This is a genomic window from Hufsiella ginkgonis, from assembly GCF_009834915.1.
Lineage (GTDB): Bacteria > Bacteroidota > Bacteroidia > Sphingobacteriales > Sphingobacteriaceae > Hufsiella > Hufsiella ginkgonis.
Genome location: NZ_WVHS01000006.1, coordinates 93,084 through 110,194 on the forward strand (window position 1 = coordinate 93,084; position 17,111 = coordinate 110,194).

The window sequence follows — 17,111 nt, forward strand, 5'->3', positions numbered from 1 at the left end:
GGTCCTACTCAAAAAACAGGCTGAACTGCAGGTTCCGTAAAAACAGCCTGTTCAGGGGGTATGCGTACGGCTGCATGTCGGGCTTCAGCACATTGTGCATGGATTGGGAGAACTTAAGCTCCGGCGACATTTTGAAGAACTCGAAGTAGAGATCGAAACCAATGCCCGCTTCGTACGAAAAATAGTTCTTCTTGTTCTTAAGAAGCTTATCGACCGTGGCGAAACCCGCATCATCGGTCTTTTTCTTGGAAACGATATTGGTGGAATACTTGGCACCCAGCAGCAGGTATCCCCTGAAGTTGTGACGAATGTCTGATTTGATCTTGATCCCTACCGGGAGGTCTATCATAGTGGCCTGCACCACTCTCCCGGTGACCGGGACCGTTAAAGTATTGTTGGAAAGCCGGGGCGCGTACTCGTAATTCACGATGCGGTCTGTAAAGGCGAGCCCGGGTGTAAAACGAAGGTCGGCATTGCCGCCCAGCCTGAAATCGCTTACAAAGCCTAAGCCAAAGCCCGGTTTACTTTTTGAGCTGATGCTGTAAAGGGAATCGGTGACATTCATGCCGAGATCGGCGTCGAAGTAAGGGTCCCGCCAGGATGTTTTCTTCTGGATCTTGAATTCTGAAGAGATGTATTGGAACATGAACCCAAAATGCACGAACTGGTTATCCTGTTCGTTGTCCCAATTCTGGGCCGCTGCCGCAAAGGGCAGGACAATGACGGCCAGGCATACATATGCGGATCTGATCATTTAATACCGGTATAAATGGAACAAATACCAAACGCCAGCGGACGCGCTTTGGTATTGCGGTAACCAACTTTATCCATTACGGCGGTAAAGTCCTTCCCTGAAGGAAAAGCCTTTACCGATTCGGGGAGATAGGAGTAGGCACGCGCGTCTTTCGAGAACAGTTTGCCAACTGCGGGGGTCACAAAATGGAAATAGAAGTGGTACAGCTGCTTAACCGGGAAAACCCGGGGCTTTGAGAACTCCAGGATCACCGCTTTTCCACCTGGCTTCAGCACACGCAGCATATCGGCGATCCCCTTTTCAAGGTTTTCAAAATTACGTACGCCATAGGCAACGGTTACGGCATCAAAGGTATTATCGTCAAACAGGAGCTTCTCCGAGTCGCCGAGCCTGACTTCGAACTTGTCGCCGAGCTTTCGTTTACGGATCTTTTCGGCTGCGATGTCCAGCATTCCCTGCGAGATATCCACACCCGTGATCTTTTCCGGCTTTAATGCCGACAGCGCCTCGAATGCAAAATCACCGGTGCCCGTGGCCACGTCCAGGATAAGCGCGGGCTGTTCTTTTTTGAGCTCGCTTATCGCCTTTTTCCGCCAGAGCACATCGATGCCAAGTGATAAGAAATGATTCAGAAAATCATAGGTCCTGGAAATATTGTTAAACATATCAGCCACCTGTTCTTTTTTTGCGGCCGTCTTATTATAAGGAGTAACTTGCTGGGACATGGGGGCGAAGATAGGGGTTTTAGGTTAGACGTTGTACGTGCAGGGGGCAACGGGCTATGAATTATCGACACGGACCTTGCAATACGTATTACGTCAAACGTATTCACTACTTTTGCAAAAAAAATGATCATCAAGTCAGCCACCTTCATCGCCAGTAATACCCGCTCCGACAAATTACCGCCACCGGTCATTCCGGAATATGCGTTTATAGGTCGCTCGAATGTGGGAAAATCTTCGCTGATCAACATGCTTACCGACCGTAAGGGCCTGGCAAAGACATCGCAAACGCCCGGTAAAACCCAGCTGATCAACCATTTCCTGATCAATGAAAACTGGTACCTTGTCGACCTGCCGGGATACGGCTACGCCAAGATCTCCAAAAGCAAACGGGAAGAGTGGGAGAAATTTATCCGGTACTACCTTCGTCACCGGGAGAGCCTGCAATGTGTAATGGTATTGGTAGACAGCCGATTAGAACCACAGAAAGCCGATCTCGACTTTTGTTGCTGGCTGGGAGAGAACTCGATCCCGTTCGTGGTGGTGTATACCAAGACCGATAAACAGTCTCGTGTAAAAACCGACCAGCGTGCGGCCGCTTTCCGCAAAGCGATGCTGCAGTATTTTGAAGAGATGCCGCAACAATTTATCACGTCATCCGAAGCCAGAGAGGGGCGCGATACGCTCCTGGCGTTTATCGATGAAACCAATAAAGGATTCCAGAATTAATGAAGAAATATTTATCCCTCGTACTTTTTGCGCACACCATTTTTGCGATGCCGTTTGCCATCATCGGTTTTTTTCTTGCCGTTACCACCACCGGTCACCCGTTTAAATGGAGTCTCCTGGCTTGCGTGATCCTGTGCATGGTTTTCGCCCGGAACGCGGCAATGGCCTTTAACCGCTACCTTGACCGGGATATCGACGCGCGCAACCCCCGGACGGTACAACGCGATATCCCTGCCGGGAGAATAAGCGCCCGCAACGCGCGGCTTTTCACCATCGTGAATTGTGTGCTGTTCATACTCACTACATGGCTCATTAACCCGCTTTGTTTTTATCTCTCCCCCGTAGCGCTGGCGGTGGTCCTGGGGTATAGTTACACGAAACGTTTTACCCCGCTTTGCCACCTTATATTGGGTGCAGGGCTGGGCATAGCGCCGCTGGGCGCCTATCTCTCCGTGACCGGGGAATTTAACCGGCTGCCCGTATTTTTTTCGCTGGCGGTAATTTGCTGGGTAAGCGGGTTCGATATCATTTATGCGCTGCAGGATGATGAATTCGACAAAACCCACCAGCTCTATTCCATACCGGTATTGCTGGGCCGCAAAAAAGCGCTGATGGTTTCTTCCTTGCTCCACGTGCTATGCGTGGTATTTGTAATGCTGCCTTTATTTTTCACCAATCTTGGCATTTTTTACATGATAGGGGTCGCATTCTTTATCGGGTTGCTGATCTACCAGCACCGGCTCGTAAAGCCCGACGACCTGAGCAGGGTGGGGCTGGCTTTCGGTACCACCAACGGCATCGCGTCGGTGATATTCGCTGCCTGCTTTTTGCTGGATGTATTCACTAAGAACAAATTTTAGCTAATGGAATCGCTGAAGATCGTTAAAAAGACCAGGAACTATATTCCTGAAGACCTTGAAATTACCTGGGAAAGCCTCGAACCCTTGTTCGAAGAGCTAAAACACCGCGAGATCCGCTTGTTACCCGGCCTGGAGCAATGGCTGGAAGACCGCAGTGAACTGGAAGCGGCATTGGAAGAAGATTTCGCATGGAGATACATCCGCATGACCTGCGATACCACGAATGAGGCGCTGGTTACCAGCTTCCGCTATTTCGCAACGGAAATTGAGCCGAAGGTAGCCCCTTACACCAACGACCTGAACAAGAAGTTCATCGCCTGCCCTTATACCGGTGAATTGGATAAAGAGAAGTATTTCGTGTATACCCGTTCTATAAAAAAGGCGCTGGAGCTCTTCCGCGAAGAGAACATTCCGCTGATGACCGAGATCCAGGTGGAGCAGCAAAAATACCAGGCCATCTCCGGCGCTATGTCTGTAGAGATCAATGGCAAAGAGTATACGCTCGAGCAGGCGTCTGTATTCCTTAAAGACCCCGACAGGAGTGTTCGTCAGCAAGCCTGGGAGGCCATCACCGCACGCCGGCTGAAGGATAAGGACCAGTTAAACGATCTCTTTAACACCTTACTAAAATTAAGGCACCAGGTGGCGAGGAACGCCGGTTTCGAGAACTTCCGCGACTACATGTTCCAGGCATTGGGCCGCTTTGATTACACCCCGCACGATTGCTATAAATTTCATGAGGCCATTGAACTGGAGATCGTACCGATCCTGCGCGAGCAGGCCGAACATCGGCGGGGTTCCCTGGGACTGGACGTGCTAAAACCCTGGGACATGGACGCAGACACTTCCGGGAAACCCGCTTTAAAGCCGTTTAACGGCGGCGCGGAGCTCATCGAAAAGTCCATCGCATGTTTCAGCGGCCTGCATCCTTACATCGGCGACAGGCTCCGTATCATGCAGGCCAACGGATTGTTCGACGTGGAAAGCCGCAAAGGAAAAGCGCCCGGGGGATACAACTACCCGCTTGCGGAAACCGGCGCTCCCTTCATTTTTATGAACTCGGCCAACACCTTCCGCGATCTCACTACCATGGTACATGAGGGTGGGCATGCTGTGCATACGTTCATCTCCGCCGACCTGCAGTTGAATGATTTTAAACACCTTCCTTCTGAGGTGGCTGAATTAGCTTCGATGAGCATGGAGCTGATCTCGATGGATAAATGGAACGTTTTCTTCGCCAACCCCGAAGACCTGAAACGGGCAAAACGCGACCAGTTGCGCGACGTGTTAAAAACGCTTCCGTGGGTAGCTGTGGTCGACCAGTTCCAGCACTGGATCTATACCAACCCCGGTCACACCACCGAACAACGCACCGAAGCCTGGAAACAGATCTTTGAACCGTTTGGCCACAACTTTACCAATTGGGACGGGCTGGAAGAGCCGCTGGAAAATCTATGGCAGAAACAGCTTCATATTTTCGAGGTTCCGTTTTACTATATCGAATATGGCATCGCCCAGTTGGGCGCCATTGCCGTATGGAAAAACTACCATGAAAACGCAAAGGAAGGATTAGAAAAGTACCTCGCAGCGCTCAAGCTAGGTTACACGAAAACCATTAAGGAGATCTACGAAACGGCCGGGATCGAATTTAATTTCAGCGCCGATTATGTACACGCACTCGCGGCGTTTATAAAGGAAGAATTGGAAAAGCTGGAGTGATTTGGAAACCACGCAAAGAGCTTTGTGTGAAACCTTTCCTCCCCTTCGCAGTTGTAAATGCATGAAACGAGACATAAAAAGATTACTCCCCGTATTATTCTTGTGGTTTTCGGTTCCTGCCCTTGCGCAAACCTGGGAAACCGTTAAAATAGACAGCGTGGTTAGCGTGATCCTCCCAAAAGGACATACCAGCAACGATACGCTTGGCCAGAAGGTCTATTCGGCGCAAACGCTTTTTGGAAACATCCAGGTGGTGATAACGCCCGATAATCCGCGGCAGATGCCAGATATCGAGAAAAAGAAGCACCTGCTGAAATACTACGACAACTACCTTAACAAGGTGCAGAAATCTGCCAAAGGCACCGTAAGCAAGGAACGTGATACGCTGCTTGGCGACCTGCATGTAAAGGATTTTACCCTTACCTTACAGGGAAGCGCCGGCGAAGAGATCCGGAAATTCAGGATCCTCCATGAGAATTGCGCCACCTATACATTCCAGTTCTTTTACAATGCACTGCAAAAGGAGGTATCGGAAGGTGAAAGCAACAAATTCTTTAATGCCATTAAAGTCGCCAACGACCCGGCGGCTTCAAGCCAGTTCACCTCCGCCCCCGCTACGCCTGCGGATGTGCGACCCAATAACAAACTGATCATCTGCAGCATCGGCGGCGCCGTGCTGCTAGCGGTGGTGATATGGTTGGCGATGAGAAAGAGGAAGCGGTAAGACCATAACGAACCGGCTACCGATAACTACAAATAATTTTTTATGTTTGGTAATACTTAACTCTTACCGCATAAAATAGATGGCAAATAACATTTTCAGGAAGAAATCGATCCCAAAAATACTGGAAGAAGCAGCCAGGGGCGAACATGAGGGCTCCGGGTTAAAGCGGGTGCTCGGCGTACGCGACCTGACTTTTATGGGGATAGCGGCGGTAATAGGTGCAGGGATCTTCAGCAGTATCGGGAAAGCCTGCTATGATGGGGGCCCTGCAGTTATTTTTCTCTATATCTTTACGGCGGTGGCCTGCGGATTCGCCGCTTTGTGTTATGCGCAGTTTGCCTCTACCGTTCCCGTATCCGGCAGCGCTTATACCTACTCCTATGTAACTTTCGGCGAAATCTTTGCGTGGATCATCGGCTGGGACCTGTTAATGGAATATGCCATTGGAAACATCGCCGTAGCCATTTCCTGGAGCGATTACTTTACCGGGCTGATGGAGAAAGCTAATATCCACATCCCGCATTGGCTTACCATGGATTATGCCACGGCACATGCCGGATTTACCGAAGCCAGCAAGCTGATAGCCGCCGGCACGGCAACGTCGGAGGTCGGTTCCACGCTGATGTCGCAGTTTAGTGCGTGGACAGATGCGCCTATGCTGATGGGGCTGCATGTGATCATGGACTTGCCGGCATTACTTATTGTATTGATTATCACCGCCATCGTTTTCGTCGGGATCAATGAGTCGAGGTCGGCCAGCAACATCATGGTGATCATTAAGCTGGTGGTGATCTTCCTGGTGATCGTAGTGGGTGGTTATTATGTGCAGCCGGAGAACTGGTCGCCGTTCAACCCAAATGGATTTACCGGGGTGATGAAAGGGGTTTCGGCCGTATTCTTCGCTTATATCGGCTTTGATGCCATTTCCACCACCGCCGAAGAATGTAAGAACCCACAGCGCGACCTGCCCCGGGGGATGATCTATTCGCTGATCATTTGCACGATATTATACGTATTGCTCGCGTTGGTGCTCACGGGAATGATCCCGTTTTCCAGGCTGAACGTGGGCGATCCGCTGGCTGCGGTTTTCGATGAACGCGGCATGGCGTGGATTGCCGGCATCATCGCGGTAAGCGCAATTATTGCAACGGCCAGTGTATTGCTCGTTTTCCAGCTCGGCCAGCCACGGATCTGGATGAGCATGAGCCGCGACGGGTTACTTCCTAAGATCTTTTCTGCCATTCATCCAAAATACCAGACACCGTGGTTCTCCACGATCCTTACCGGCCTGGTAGTAGCCATACCGGCTTTATTCCTGAACCTGAATGTAGTGCTGGCACTGACGAGTATCGGTACCTTGTTCGCCTTCGTGCTCGTTTGCGGCGGCATCCTCGTGCTGGACAGCCAGGAAAACAAACCCGAATCGAAATTTAAGGTCCCCCACGTGAACGGGAAATACGTCGTGCCCCTCCTGTTCGCCGGCGCGATCATCCTGCTCCAGGTAAAAATCCCCGGCTATTTTACCGGGTTGCTACATGCAGACGGGATCCCGATGATCCTCTTCTTCGTAGTGGCGCTGGTAGTAGCGGTATATACCTTCCTTCGCAATTTCTCGCTTATCCCGGTGCTGGGACTGTTAAGCTGCCTGTACCTGATGGCGCAGGAAAGCGCCTCGAACTGGTTGCGGTTCCTTGTCTGGCTGATTATCGGGCTGGTGATCTACTTCCTGTTCAGTTATAAAAACAGCAAGCTGAATCAGCCCGAAAATGCGGTTAGGTAGGTTCCCGCTTACTTAACGAAGGTTTCCCGCATAGCATAGTATTAGCGATGCACGTTACGTGATCCGTTTCATATCTACATTGCTCGTATTGGTGACTATCAGCGGCACCTGTTCTACGGTTACGAAGCTCAGGTCGAGGCCAAAGCTCCGCTCCTCAGATAAACTGAACTTTTTGAGGATAAAGTAGTAATCCATGATAAAGCGCTCGATAAAGCGGAGGTTATTTGCCCTCGACAGCACTTTTTCAAGCACTACGAAACGAAAATCGCCCACAATCTTATGCTTATTAAGCGAGGTGTACCGGCTTGTGATGTCCACTTCCCCGTTCTTTACCAACTCTTCTACCACCATCCTGAACAGCAGGTTGATCCGCTGCTCCACCCGGAACCCGAGCCTGAAATCGATACGGATCAGTTTGCCCGGGATCAGTGAATCGACCTTATACTCGCGGGTATAAGGTTCGTCCATCACATCAACGTGCACCAGCCAGTATACATCCGCCCGTTTGGGGTGTTTCTGCAGGATAGAATACATGATCTTCGATTCTATCTCCGAATTAAAATTGGCGCTGGTAAGATACACCAGCTGCGAAGAATATTTAGGCACGGAAGTATCTTCACTCAGCTCATTCAGGATAGGGTAATAATCCTCTATTTCGACAAACTTAACATAGCGGTTCTTAATCCGCCTTGCGGTAGACCATGCCCACATTACCGTAAACAGTACAACCGCCAGCACCAGCGTGAACCAGCCTCCATGAAAGAACTTGGCCATATTACCTACCAGGAAACTGCATTCGATGAGCCCATAAAGAGTTACAAAGAGCAGGATGAGGTAGTTGGGGAATTTCTTCCGTTTGAGATATACCGATACCAGGATGGTCGTTGCAAGGAATGTCATGTTGATGGCCAACCCGTAAGCACCTTCCATATTCGTAGATTTCTGGAAATAGGCGACTACGATAAGGCACCCTACCCATAAGATCCAGTTAATAGAGGGAACATACAGCTGCCCTTTCTGGTTGGAAGGATAATTGATCTTCACCTTAGGCCAGAGGTTGAGACGTACTGCCTCGGAGATCAGTGTAAACGAGCCCGTCACCATCGCCTGGCTGGCGATAATGGCGGCGATGGTAGCGATCCCGATCCCGAAGATGAGGAACCAATCCGGCATCATCATGTAGAACGGATTTTCTGTGACCGGGAGCTTTTGTCCGATATGCTGCCACAACCATACTCCCTGTCCGAAATAATTAAGCAGGAGGCAGCTTTTTACAAAGATCCAGCTGATGCGGATATTGGAGCGGCCGCAATGGCCCAGGTCGGAATACAGCGCTTCTGCACCCGTGGTGCACAGGAATACGGCACCGAGTATAAAAAGGGCGCTCGGCGTGTGCGCCAGCAACTGGTAAGCGTACCACGGGTTTACTGCCTTCAGTATCCCAGGAAACTGTACCACAAAGCCGAATCCAAGCACGGCCATCATGCCGAACCAGATAAACATCAGCGGGCCAAACGCTTTCCCCACCAGCGACGTACCAAACTGCTGAATAATAAACAGCGCCGTAATAATGGCAACCACGATATAAACAGTGGGCAGCCCTTCGTATTTCGCACTCAGCCCCTCTATGGCGGCGGAAACGGTGATCGGGGGGGTGATCATTCCGTCGGCGAGCAGCGTACATCCGCCGATCATCGCCGGGAACACCAGCCACTTTGCTTTCTTCCTTACTAACGAAAAAAGGGAAAAGATCCCTCCTTCCCCTTTGTTATCAGCCCTTAGGGTGATAATAACATATTTAATGGTCGTTTGCAGCGTCAGTGTCCAGAAAATACAGGACAATCCCCCGAGTATCAGCTCACTATCGATAATCCTTTCTCCAACAATTGCTTTAAAAACGTATAACGGGGAGGTTCCGATGTCACCGTAGATGATGCCTAAACTGATCAGCAAGCCTCCGGCAGATAACTTGTGAAGATCCTTATGATTTGCCACTTATCTATGAAAAAATGTGGCCCAAAAGTACATCTTGAAAAACAATTAAACAATGTTGTTTTTTCCTTGATCACCAGGGCATTATTTAGAAACTACGGGAACCATTTATTGTTTGTTCACGTATGAAGGTAAAAAGATTCCGGCATCTAATTTGCCCGGATCTCAAAACAGGAGCAAGACGAGATTGTTAAAATGAGCGGGATTGTTAAAAACTGTTAAAATCTAAATAATACGTTCAACGAAGAATATTATTGTTTTTTATTTTATAATTTTGTTTCAACACTAGCTGAATGGTAAAATTTTACTTCACATCTTTCCGTAAAGTTTTCGTCCTGGCGACATTTATAGTCGCAGGAAGCCTCAGCGCGTCTGCTTTTAACAGCACCACTTTACCCGACACCACCCGCCGCGCGTCTAAATCCACGGTTAAGATCACGGATACCCGGAAAGACCGTCCTTCAAACACCGGGGTTAAGATCAACTTTGTACCTTTTAAACCGGCGGAGCTTAAACCGATCGCGGGTAGCCAGGGTACTCCCAAAACCGCAGCCGGCCAGCCGGAAAAAGACAGCAAAGATAACAAAGTCCTTACCAACCTGAAGGTGTTCCCGATCCCGGTTGACGACCAGATCAATTTTTCTTACCACATTGCTAAAGACGCGAACGTCACCATCAAGGTCATGGACCTTCTCGGGAATGAGATCGCTACGCTCCTGTCGCAGAAAATGTCGGCGGGGGAACAGCTTAATACGTTTAACATTTCGTCAAAACTCACTACGGGTATTTATTTTATCCGCTTTGTAGTAGGTAACGAACCCGTGATCAAACGGATCTCGGTATTGTAGGTGAGCTGCCGGCTATAGCCCTGGGATTCTTCAAATTTCGCGTCATCACAATCTTTTCGTTGCCGCCTGACAAGCTAATAGCTATCGGCCAACGGCTATTAGCCATAAATATCTATTTTTACGCCTATGAAAATCATCGCCATCGGTCGCAACTATGCTGATCATGCCAAAGAGTTAAATAATCCCGTGCCAACCGTGCCAGTTATTTTCATGAAACCGGACACTGCTGTGCTAAAAGATAATCAACCGTTCTATCACCCTGAGTTTTCGAAAGACGTTCATCATGAAATTGAGCTGGTCTTAAAAGTGTGTAAAGAAGGAAAACACATCAGCGAGAAATTTGCGGGTAACTATTATGACGAGATCGGGCTGGGCATAGACTTTACCGCCCGCGATATCCAGGCCCGGCACAAAGAAAAAGGCCTTCCCTGGGAGCTGGCCAAATCTTTCGATAACTCGGCGCCTGTAAGCCGGTTCCTCCCTAAAACCGGCTTTGAAGACCTGTATAACTTAACGATCCGCCTCGATATTAACGGCAACACCGTGCAAACCGGTAATACCCGCGATCTGTTATTTGGTTTCGAGCAACTCATCGCATTCGTTTCCCAATATATCACCCTAAAAAAAGGCGATCTCATTTTTACCGGAACTCCTCCCGGCGTAGGAAAAGTAGCCATCGGGGACCATTTGGCAGGCTATTTGGAAGATGTGAAACTGTTAGATTTCCACGTAAAATAGTCTTCACGTTCGCTAATGCAGAAATACTACCTCGCTGCTCTTTTACTTTCCTGTTGCTATTCCTCTTTTTCGCAGGAAACACCTTCAAAAAGGCCGTATCCGCAAACGGATTTTCGCTCCCCATTGGACATCCCTATTTCGCTGGCCGGATCGTTTGGCGAGATCAGGAGTAATCATTTTCACTCTGGGCTGGACCTTCGGACCAACCAGCAGGAAGGGCTTCCCGTACATGCCGCTGCCGATGGATACATTTCAAGGCTGCGGGTACAGATAGGCGGCGGCGGCAACATCGTGTACATCAACCATGGCAACGGGTACACCACCGTTTATATGCACCTACAACGGTTTAGCGAAAAGATCGCTTCGCGTGTGCGCTTTAACCAGTTCATGAGCCATAGTTTCGATATCGATTTCCCGCTATTCCCTGCCGAGATCTTTGTTAAAAAGGGAGAAGTGATCGCGCTGTCGGGGAATACGGGCGGAAGTGCGGGGCCCCATCTTCATTTCGAGATCCGCGACAGCAAAACTGAAGAAACGATTAACGCGCCATTATTTGGCATTGGGCCAAATGACCGCACAAAGCCTGTCATTTCCGGTCTTTACCTGTATCGCTTAAATGACCTGCCTTTTAGCGAGCGTACGCCTAAACAATATTTCCAGGTAAGCGGCGGCGCAGGCAGCTACCGGTTGAACCAATCGCCTGTGATCAATATCGGCGGCGAGGCAGGTGTCGGTATTATGACCTACGACCAAAGTGTGCCCGGGGGCAACAAGAATGGCGTTTACTCCATCCAGCTTACACTTGATGGTACCGTGATCTATTTTTCAGAGCTCGAGCGTTTCTCCTTCAGCAATAGCCGGGCGGTAAATTCGCATATCGACTACCCGGCGCTCCTGAGCAGCGGACGAAGTATCCAGAAAAGTTTCGTAGAACCAGGCAACCCGCTCACTATTTATAAAAAGCTGGTAAACGGCGGCCGTTTCACCTTAACCGGCGACAGTATTCACAACATGGTTTACACTATAAAAGACGTATACGGCAATACAAGTACACTGACCTTCAAAGTAAAAAATAACCCCAAAGCCGCGCTTGCCGCGCCTCCTTTTAAAGGCGTGAAAACATTGGTTTATAACCAGGACAATGACTTTGCGGCCCCGGGCATGCGGGTCTCATTTCCAAAGGGGATTTTCTATAGCAATGTTGAGCTTAATTACAGCGAAAACGCAAAACCGGCTGGTGCATTTTCGAAATCCTACCAGGTACATACCCGGTTAATCCCGGTACACGATGCCTATACGCTTTGGATCAAGCCCGATTCTGCCCTTCGTGCCGAATGGCAGAATAAGGCGGTTATCGTAGACAGCCGGGGAATCTCCCAGGGCGGAGTTGTTGAGGACGGGTTTATAAAGGCCTCTCCACGCTACCTCGGCAGCTTTTATGTGAAGATCGATACGCTGGCGCCGGTGATCAGGTCGCTGACGTTAACGGAAGGCAAATCACTGGCTGGCGTTAAAAAGATCTTTTTTAAGATCTCCGATAACTTATCCGGGATTAAAACTTTCTATGGAAGTATTGACGGGCAATGGGTGTTAATGGAATACGACCTTAAAACCGCCACTTTATGGCATACTTTTGGTGAATCTGTCACGGGTAACCACATCTTTAAACTGGTGGTAACAGACGCGAAGGGAAACGAGAAAACATTCACTGCCAACTTTAACAGGTAATTTAAGATGCCAACTCCTCAGCAAGGTGATCCAGCACCCGATTTTACTGCGACTGACCAACACGGGAATAAGGTTTCGCTTAGTGATTACCGCGGAAAGGAAGTGATCCTGTATTTCTACCCGCAGGATAACACGCCAACATGCACGGTAGAGGCCTGTAATTTCCGCGATAATTACCAGTCGCTGCAGCGAAAAGGTTTCGAAGTGATCGGTATCAGCCCTGACAACGAAAAATCACATACCCGCTTTATCACCAAACACCAGCTGCCGTTTACGCTGATCGCCGACAAGGATAGAAAGATCGTAGAACGGTACGGCCTTTGGGTAGAGAAAACCACGTTTGGTCGTACTTATATGGGAACGGCCCGTAAAACCTTCGTAATCGGGAAAGACGGCGTCATTAAACTGGTGATCGATAAGGTAACGTCGAAAACCGCGTCACAACAAGTACTGGACCTGCTCGGGCAGGCAAACCCGGAATAACCAGCGACGCGCGTTACGTTCTTATTATTCCGGCTCTCTCCTGGTATCAGAACAGGTTGATCTGTCCCTTGTCGTCAATCTCGATATCGTCAGGGTTCGTGATCTCAAAATCCACCTTTTTGGGCGGTTTCGTTGTTTCACGCGTTTCTGCCGGTGCGGGCGTTGGGGTAACCGGCGCATCATCGTCAGGTGAATCCGGGCCGTCGCTATCCGGCTCCCCAGGGTCTCCTGGTCCCTCCGGTTCTTCCGGTGATCCGGGCGCGTCATCCGGTTCTTCCGGTGAAGGCAGCAGTTCCACTTTTTTAACCTCCAGTTGCGAAAGCTTGTTGCCCTGGGCTTTCATCCCTTTCACGTCGATCAGGTCTGTGAGACTGATCTCGGTCGTTTCCATCACTTTGTTTTTGCCTGGCACCAGTTCAACGCTCACTACCGGGCGTTTCTCTCCAGAGATAACCACCAGCTTTGAACCCGGCTCTTCGCTGATAATGCGTGTTTGTTTGCGTAGCGCCGTGGTTTCGAACTTAAACCGCTTTACATAATAGTTTTTTGATTTGCCGTCAAAGTGGATTACGGTGAACACTTTTTCCGGGTTATACTTTTCGATGAGTACCATCTTTTCATCGAAGTGATTGGTGAGATCGAAGGTGGTAAGCTCATATGTACCGGAGCCGGAAAACGTTAGGATTTTGTCATCCCCATCAAACTCGCCGAGGTATTTACCCCTTCCATCGGCGTTCAGTCGTCGCAGGATCTCGTCGTACCAGATCTTACGTCCTGATAGCGTGGATATTCCTTTGGTCTTTAGCGTGATCTTTTTAACCGGGTATTTGGTAACGATGTTTCCCTGCGAGTTACGTCCCTTGATTGCCACTTCGGCGAAATCCATATCGAAGGTGAGCTTCCTGAGCTTGGAATGCGGCTTAAGTGCGATGGTCACCACTTCCGCCTCGCCATTTGGGTTCGCTGTGAAATAAACCGCTTTCGAGCCCCTGGTGCCCTTGGTCAGGTCATATTCTTTGTCGCGCGTAACACCGATCACCGAAAACCGTTTAATGTAAGAGGTGCCGCTCTGGCCGTCCCGGTAAACCATGTTATAAACCGTCCGCTCATCGTTCTTTTTAAATACCTGTACGTGGATAATGTCTTTTCCAACGAAGACCTTATCCTGCACACGCGTAACGATGCAGCGTCCGTCTTCCCGGAACACGATGATTTCGTCGAGATCGGAACAATCGCATACAAAGTCGTCTTTCTTCAGTCCGGTACCCACAAACCCGTCGATCCTGTTTACATATAATTTCACATTGGCAAGCGCCACCTGGGCCGCTTCTACCTTGTCGAAAGCCCGGAGCTCAGTTTTCCGGTCGCGATCCTTACCGTATTTATCGCGAAGGCGCTGGAACCAGGCGATCGCATAGTCGGTAAGGTGTTTCAGGTGGCGGTTAATCTCCCTGATCTCGTTCTCCAGTGCTTTCATTTGTTCATCCGCTTTTTTTACGTCGAAGCGGGTGATGCTGCTCATGGGCTTATCGATCAGTTTTTTATAATCTTCCGGGAGTATCTCGCGATAAAAGTGGCTGAGAAAGGGTTGGAACAAGCGGCCCAATACTTCCACTACGGTTTCGAAATTGCCGGCGCTTTCATAGTCAGCATGTTTATACATTCCTTCCCCGATGAAAATTTTCAACAGGGAACTAAAAAAGATCTTCTCTTTAAGGTCCCTAAGCCTGATTTCCAGCTCTAACTTCAGCAGGTCCCGGGTATAATGAGTGCTGTCCGCCAGGATATCGTTCACGCTCATGAACCGCGGCTTGTTATCGCGGATCACGCAGGTGTTCGGGGATACCGACACCTCGCAATCCGTAAACGCGTACAGGGCATCGATAGTAACGTCTGGCGAAATACCGGGTGTCAGGTGAATAATGATCTCAACATCCTTCGCGGTATTATCCTCAATTTTACGGATACGGATCTTGCCTTTGTCGTTGGCCGATATTACGCTATCGATGAGGCCTCCTGTAGTAGTAGAGAACGGGATCTCGGTGATAACCAACGTCTTTTTATCCCGTTCTACGATCTTGGCACGTACGCGGACCTTCCCGCCGCGCTGGCCCTCATTGTAGGCCGAACAATCGGCAATGCCGCCTGTCGGGAAATCCGGCATCAGATTCGGCCGGTTTCCTTTCAGCACCTCTACCGAGGCATCGAGGAGCTCATTAAAGTTATGCGGAAGCACTTTTGTCGCCAGGCCAACCGCAATGCCTTCGGCCCCCTGCGCCAGCAACAGCGGAAACTTTACCGGAAGCGTTACCGGTTCCTTGTTACGGCCATCGTAGCTGAGCTGCCATTCGGTGGTGTCAGGGTTAAACACCACTTCGTTGGCGAACTTGGATAACCTGGCTTCGATATAACGTGGCGCAGCGGCGGAATCACCGGTAACGGGATAGCCCCAGTTCCCCTGTTTATCGATCAGGAGGTCTTTCTGTCCGAGCTGTACCATGGCGTCGCCGATGGACGCATCACCATGCGGGTGATACTTCATCGTATTCCCGATCACGTTGGCAGCCTTATTAAAGCGACCGTCGTCCATTTCCTTTAATGAATGAAGGATGCGCCGCTGCACAGGCTTTAACCCGTCGTTGATATGGGGCACCGCACGGTCAAGTATTACATACGACGCATAGTCGAGGAACCAATTTTCGTAAAGTCCGGTAACAGGAATAATATTATGGAGCTCGCCCGGCTGGCCGTCCACGTTCATATCTGTGTGTTCTTCGCTCATTTCAGCACGTTGATATTGATAATCAGGTACAAATGACCTGGTTAAAAAGAATGGCTTTTAGTAACTTTGCAACCGGTAAATATACTGGTTAAGGCGGCAACGCCCTAGTTTAAGTTTTTAACACTCCTCCTCCTCTTGTGTGAATTGTTAAATTTTTGTTAAAATTTGAGCCAATTTGTTAAATCGTGTAACACATTTTTTTTTCCTGCGTCTATTTAAATGAACTTTGACCTATTAACCTGGGATTAATATCATGAAAACTTTAACGATCGCATTTGCCGCTTGCCTGATGGCCGCTACAGCCTTCGGCGCCAAAGCCGATGGAACCCGTACCGCTACCGACAAGATGAGCATGAAATATGCTGTTACGATTTACATCGATGCTTTTAGCCAGGGGAAATTAACGGGGCTGGCCGAAATACTGGACGAAAACGTAAAACTGACCACCTCAAGTGGAACAGACATCCGCACTTACAGCAAGTCAGACATCATCTACATGCTAAAACCTACCCGCGATGTAGAGCAAAATTGCAAAACAAGCTATTCAGTGATCGAATCATTGCCCAACCAGGTAGTGGTTAAGGTGAACATGAAATACAATGCATTCACCAAAGTGAATTATGTAACCATGGCTCAAACGGTAAAAGGATGGAAGATCACTAACATTTCTACCGTTTTCCAGGGAGTTAGCTAAGTTTATCTTCACTATAAATCCGCTTATTTTTCTAACCGGTTTTCGTAAAACATAAAGGGCATCAGGCTCCTTACGCCCTTTGTTTTCCACACGGGACCTTCCAGGCAATAGAACATAATTTCGATCGGCACCTCCTGTTTCTTTTCATATTCGGCCATTACCTGCAGGCATGCTCCGCAGGAAGTGACCGGCTGTGTCAGCTCAAAGTTACCTGTCTGCGCGGTGATCGCCATGGCGACTATAGGGTCGCCCGGGTGATTAACTCCCGCACTAAACAATGCCACACGTTCTGCACATAAACCGGAGGGGTATGCCACGTTCTCCTGGTTGCTGCCGTATATGATCTTTCCGCTCCTGAGGCGCAGTGCTGTTCCCACGCGAAACTTCGAATAAGGCGAGTGCGAGGTGCCCAGTGCCTTCACCGCTTCCGCACAAAGGCTCCTGTCCGAATCGGTTAACTCTTCTTCATCAGCGTACTCTGAGAAGGCAATGGTAATCGTTTTTTCCTGCATCTATTTTATTGTAGCATACAAGATAAGGAAAAAAGCGACAGGTTGA

At 49.4% G+C, this 17,111-nt stretch carries 15 protein-coding genes; 10 read left to right on the forward strand and 5 right to left on the reverse strand.

Features of this window, described 5'->3' with window-relative positions:
* Window positions 1–4: 4 nt before the first annotated feature.
* Together porT and ubiE are read right to left on the reverse strand one after the other, a co-directional pair.
* Complete coding sequence (gene porT / locus GS398_RS20980; RefSeq protein ID WP_160908801.1) at window positions 5–754, reverse strand: type IX secretion/gliding motility protein PorT/SprT; 750 nt, start codon at window positions 752–754, stop codon at window positions 5–7.
* A complete protein-coding gene (ubiE, locus tag GS398_RS20985) occupies window positions 751–1,479 on the reverse strand; it encodes a bifunctional demethylmenaquinone methyltransferase/2-methoxy-6-polyprenyl-1,4-benzoquinol methylase UbiE (RefSeq protein WP_160908802.1) in 729 nt (242 codons plus the stop codon). The genes porT and ubiE overlap by 4 nt, the downstream gene beginning before the upstream one ends.
* Before the next feature lie 123 nt (window positions 1,480–1,602).
* Here ubiE and yihA point away from each other — a divergent pair, with 123 nt between their 5' ends.
* The 5 genes from yihA to GS398_RS21010 all read left to right on the forward strand — a co-directional run bounded on the left by yihA (window position 1,603) and on the right by GS398_RS21010 (window position 7,288).
* Window positions 1,603–2,205 (forward strand): ribosome biogenesis GTP-binding protein YihA/YsxC, encoded by a 603-nt coding sequence (gene yihA / locus GS398_RS20990; protein ID WP_160908803.1) that lies wholly within the window; start codon window positions 1,603–1,605, stop codon window positions 2,203–2,205.
* On the forward strand, window positions 2,205–3,065 hold the full coding sequence (locus GS398_RS20995; RefSeq protein ID WP_160908804.1) for a UbiA-like polyprenyltransferase: 861 nt from the start codon (window positions 2,205–2,207) through the stop codon (window positions 3,063–3,065). Before yihA ends, GS398_RS20995 begins: the two co-directional genes overlap by 1 nt.
* Before the next feature lie 3 nt (window positions 3,066–3,068).
* Window positions 3,069–4,784 carry a M3 family oligoendopeptidase gene (locus GS398_RS21000; RefSeq protein ID WP_160908805.1) on the forward strand — a complete coding sequence of 572 codons (1,716 nt, stop codon included), beginning with the start codon at window positions 3,069–3,071 and terminating at the stop codon, window positions 4,782–4,784.
* A gap of 61 nt (window positions 4,785–4,845) precedes the next feature.
* On the forward strand, window positions 4,846–5,508 hold the full coding sequence (locus GS398_RS21005; RefSeq protein ID WP_160908806.1) for a hypothetical protein: 663 nt from the start codon (window positions 4,846–4,848) through the stop codon (window positions 5,506–5,508).
* A gap of 79 nt (window positions 5,509–5,587) precedes the next feature.
* A complete protein-coding gene (locus GS398_RS21010; RefSeq protein WP_160908807.1) occupies window positions 5,588–7,288 on the forward strand; it encodes an amino acid permease in 1,701 nt (566 codons plus the stop codon).
* A 54-nt stretch (window positions 7,289–7,342) separates the two neighbouring features.
* On the opposite strand, the gene GS398_RS21015 is transcribed toward GS398_RS21010, so the two are convergent.
* Window positions 7,343–9,283 (reverse strand): KUP/HAK/KT family potassium transporter, encoded by a 1,941-nt coding sequence (locus GS398_RS21015; RefSeq protein WP_160908808.1) that lies wholly within the window; start codon window positions 9,281–9,283, stop codon window positions 7,343–7,345.
* Between the two features lie 290 nt (window positions 9,284–9,573).
* Between GS398_RS21015 and GS398_RS21020 the strand changes: the two genes are divergently transcribed.
* The 4 genes from GS398_RS21020 (at window position 9,574) to bcp (ending at window position 13,077) form a co-directional block, all read left to right on the forward strand.
* A complete protein-coding gene (locus GS398_RS21020; RefSeq protein ID WP_160908809.1) occupies window positions 9,574–10,128 on the forward strand; it encodes a T9SS type A sorting domain-containing protein in 555 nt (184 codons plus the stop codon).
* A 126-nt stretch (window positions 10,129–10,254) separates the two neighbouring features.
* Window positions 10,255–10,866, forward strand: coding sequence for a fumarylacetoacetate hydrolase family protein (locus tag GS398_RS21030; protein WP_160908811.1), 612 nt, complete (start codon window positions 10,255–10,257; stop codon window positions 10,864–10,866).
* Between the two features lie 123 nt (window positions 10,867–10,989).
* On the forward strand, window positions 10,990–12,594 hold the full coding sequence (locus tag GS398_RS21035; protein WP_237488273.1) for a M23 family metallopeptidase: 1,605 nt from the start codon (window positions 10,990–10,992) through the stop codon (window positions 12,592–12,594).
* Window positions 12,595–12,600: 6 nt separating this feature from the next.
* Window positions 12,601–13,077: a thioredoxin-dependent thiol peroxidase gene (gene bcp, locus GS398_RS21040; RefSeq protein WP_160908813.1), complete on the forward strand. Its 477-nt coding sequence runs from the start codon at window positions 12,601–12,603 to the stop codon at window positions 13,075–13,077.
* A 46-nt stretch (window positions 13,078–13,123) separates the two neighbouring features.
* Here the strand turns inward: bcp and GS398_RS21045 are convergent, their stop codons facing one another.
* A complete protein-coding gene (locus GS398_RS21045; protein ID WP_160908814.1) occupies window positions 13,124–15,859 on the reverse strand; it encodes a DNA gyrase/topoisomerase IV subunit A in 2,736 nt (911 codons plus the stop codon).
* A gap of 253 nt (window positions 15,860–16,112) precedes the next feature.
* Here GS398_RS21045 and GS398_RS21050 point away from each other — a divergent pair, with 253 nt between their 5' ends.
* Window positions 16,113–16,553 (forward strand): hypothetical protein, encoded by a 441-nt coding sequence (locus GS398_RS21050; protein WP_160908815.1) that lies wholly within the window; start codon window positions 16,113–16,115, stop codon window positions 16,551–16,553.
* 23 nt (window positions 16,554–16,576) lie between these two features.
* Here the strand turns inward: GS398_RS21050 and GS398_RS21055 are convergent, their stop codons facing one another.
* A complete protein-coding gene (locus GS398_RS21055; RefSeq protein WP_160908816.1) occupies window positions 16,577–17,065 on the reverse strand; it encodes a cytidine deaminase in 489 nt (162 codons plus the stop codon).
* Window positions 17,066–17,111: the final 46 nt, after the last annotated feature.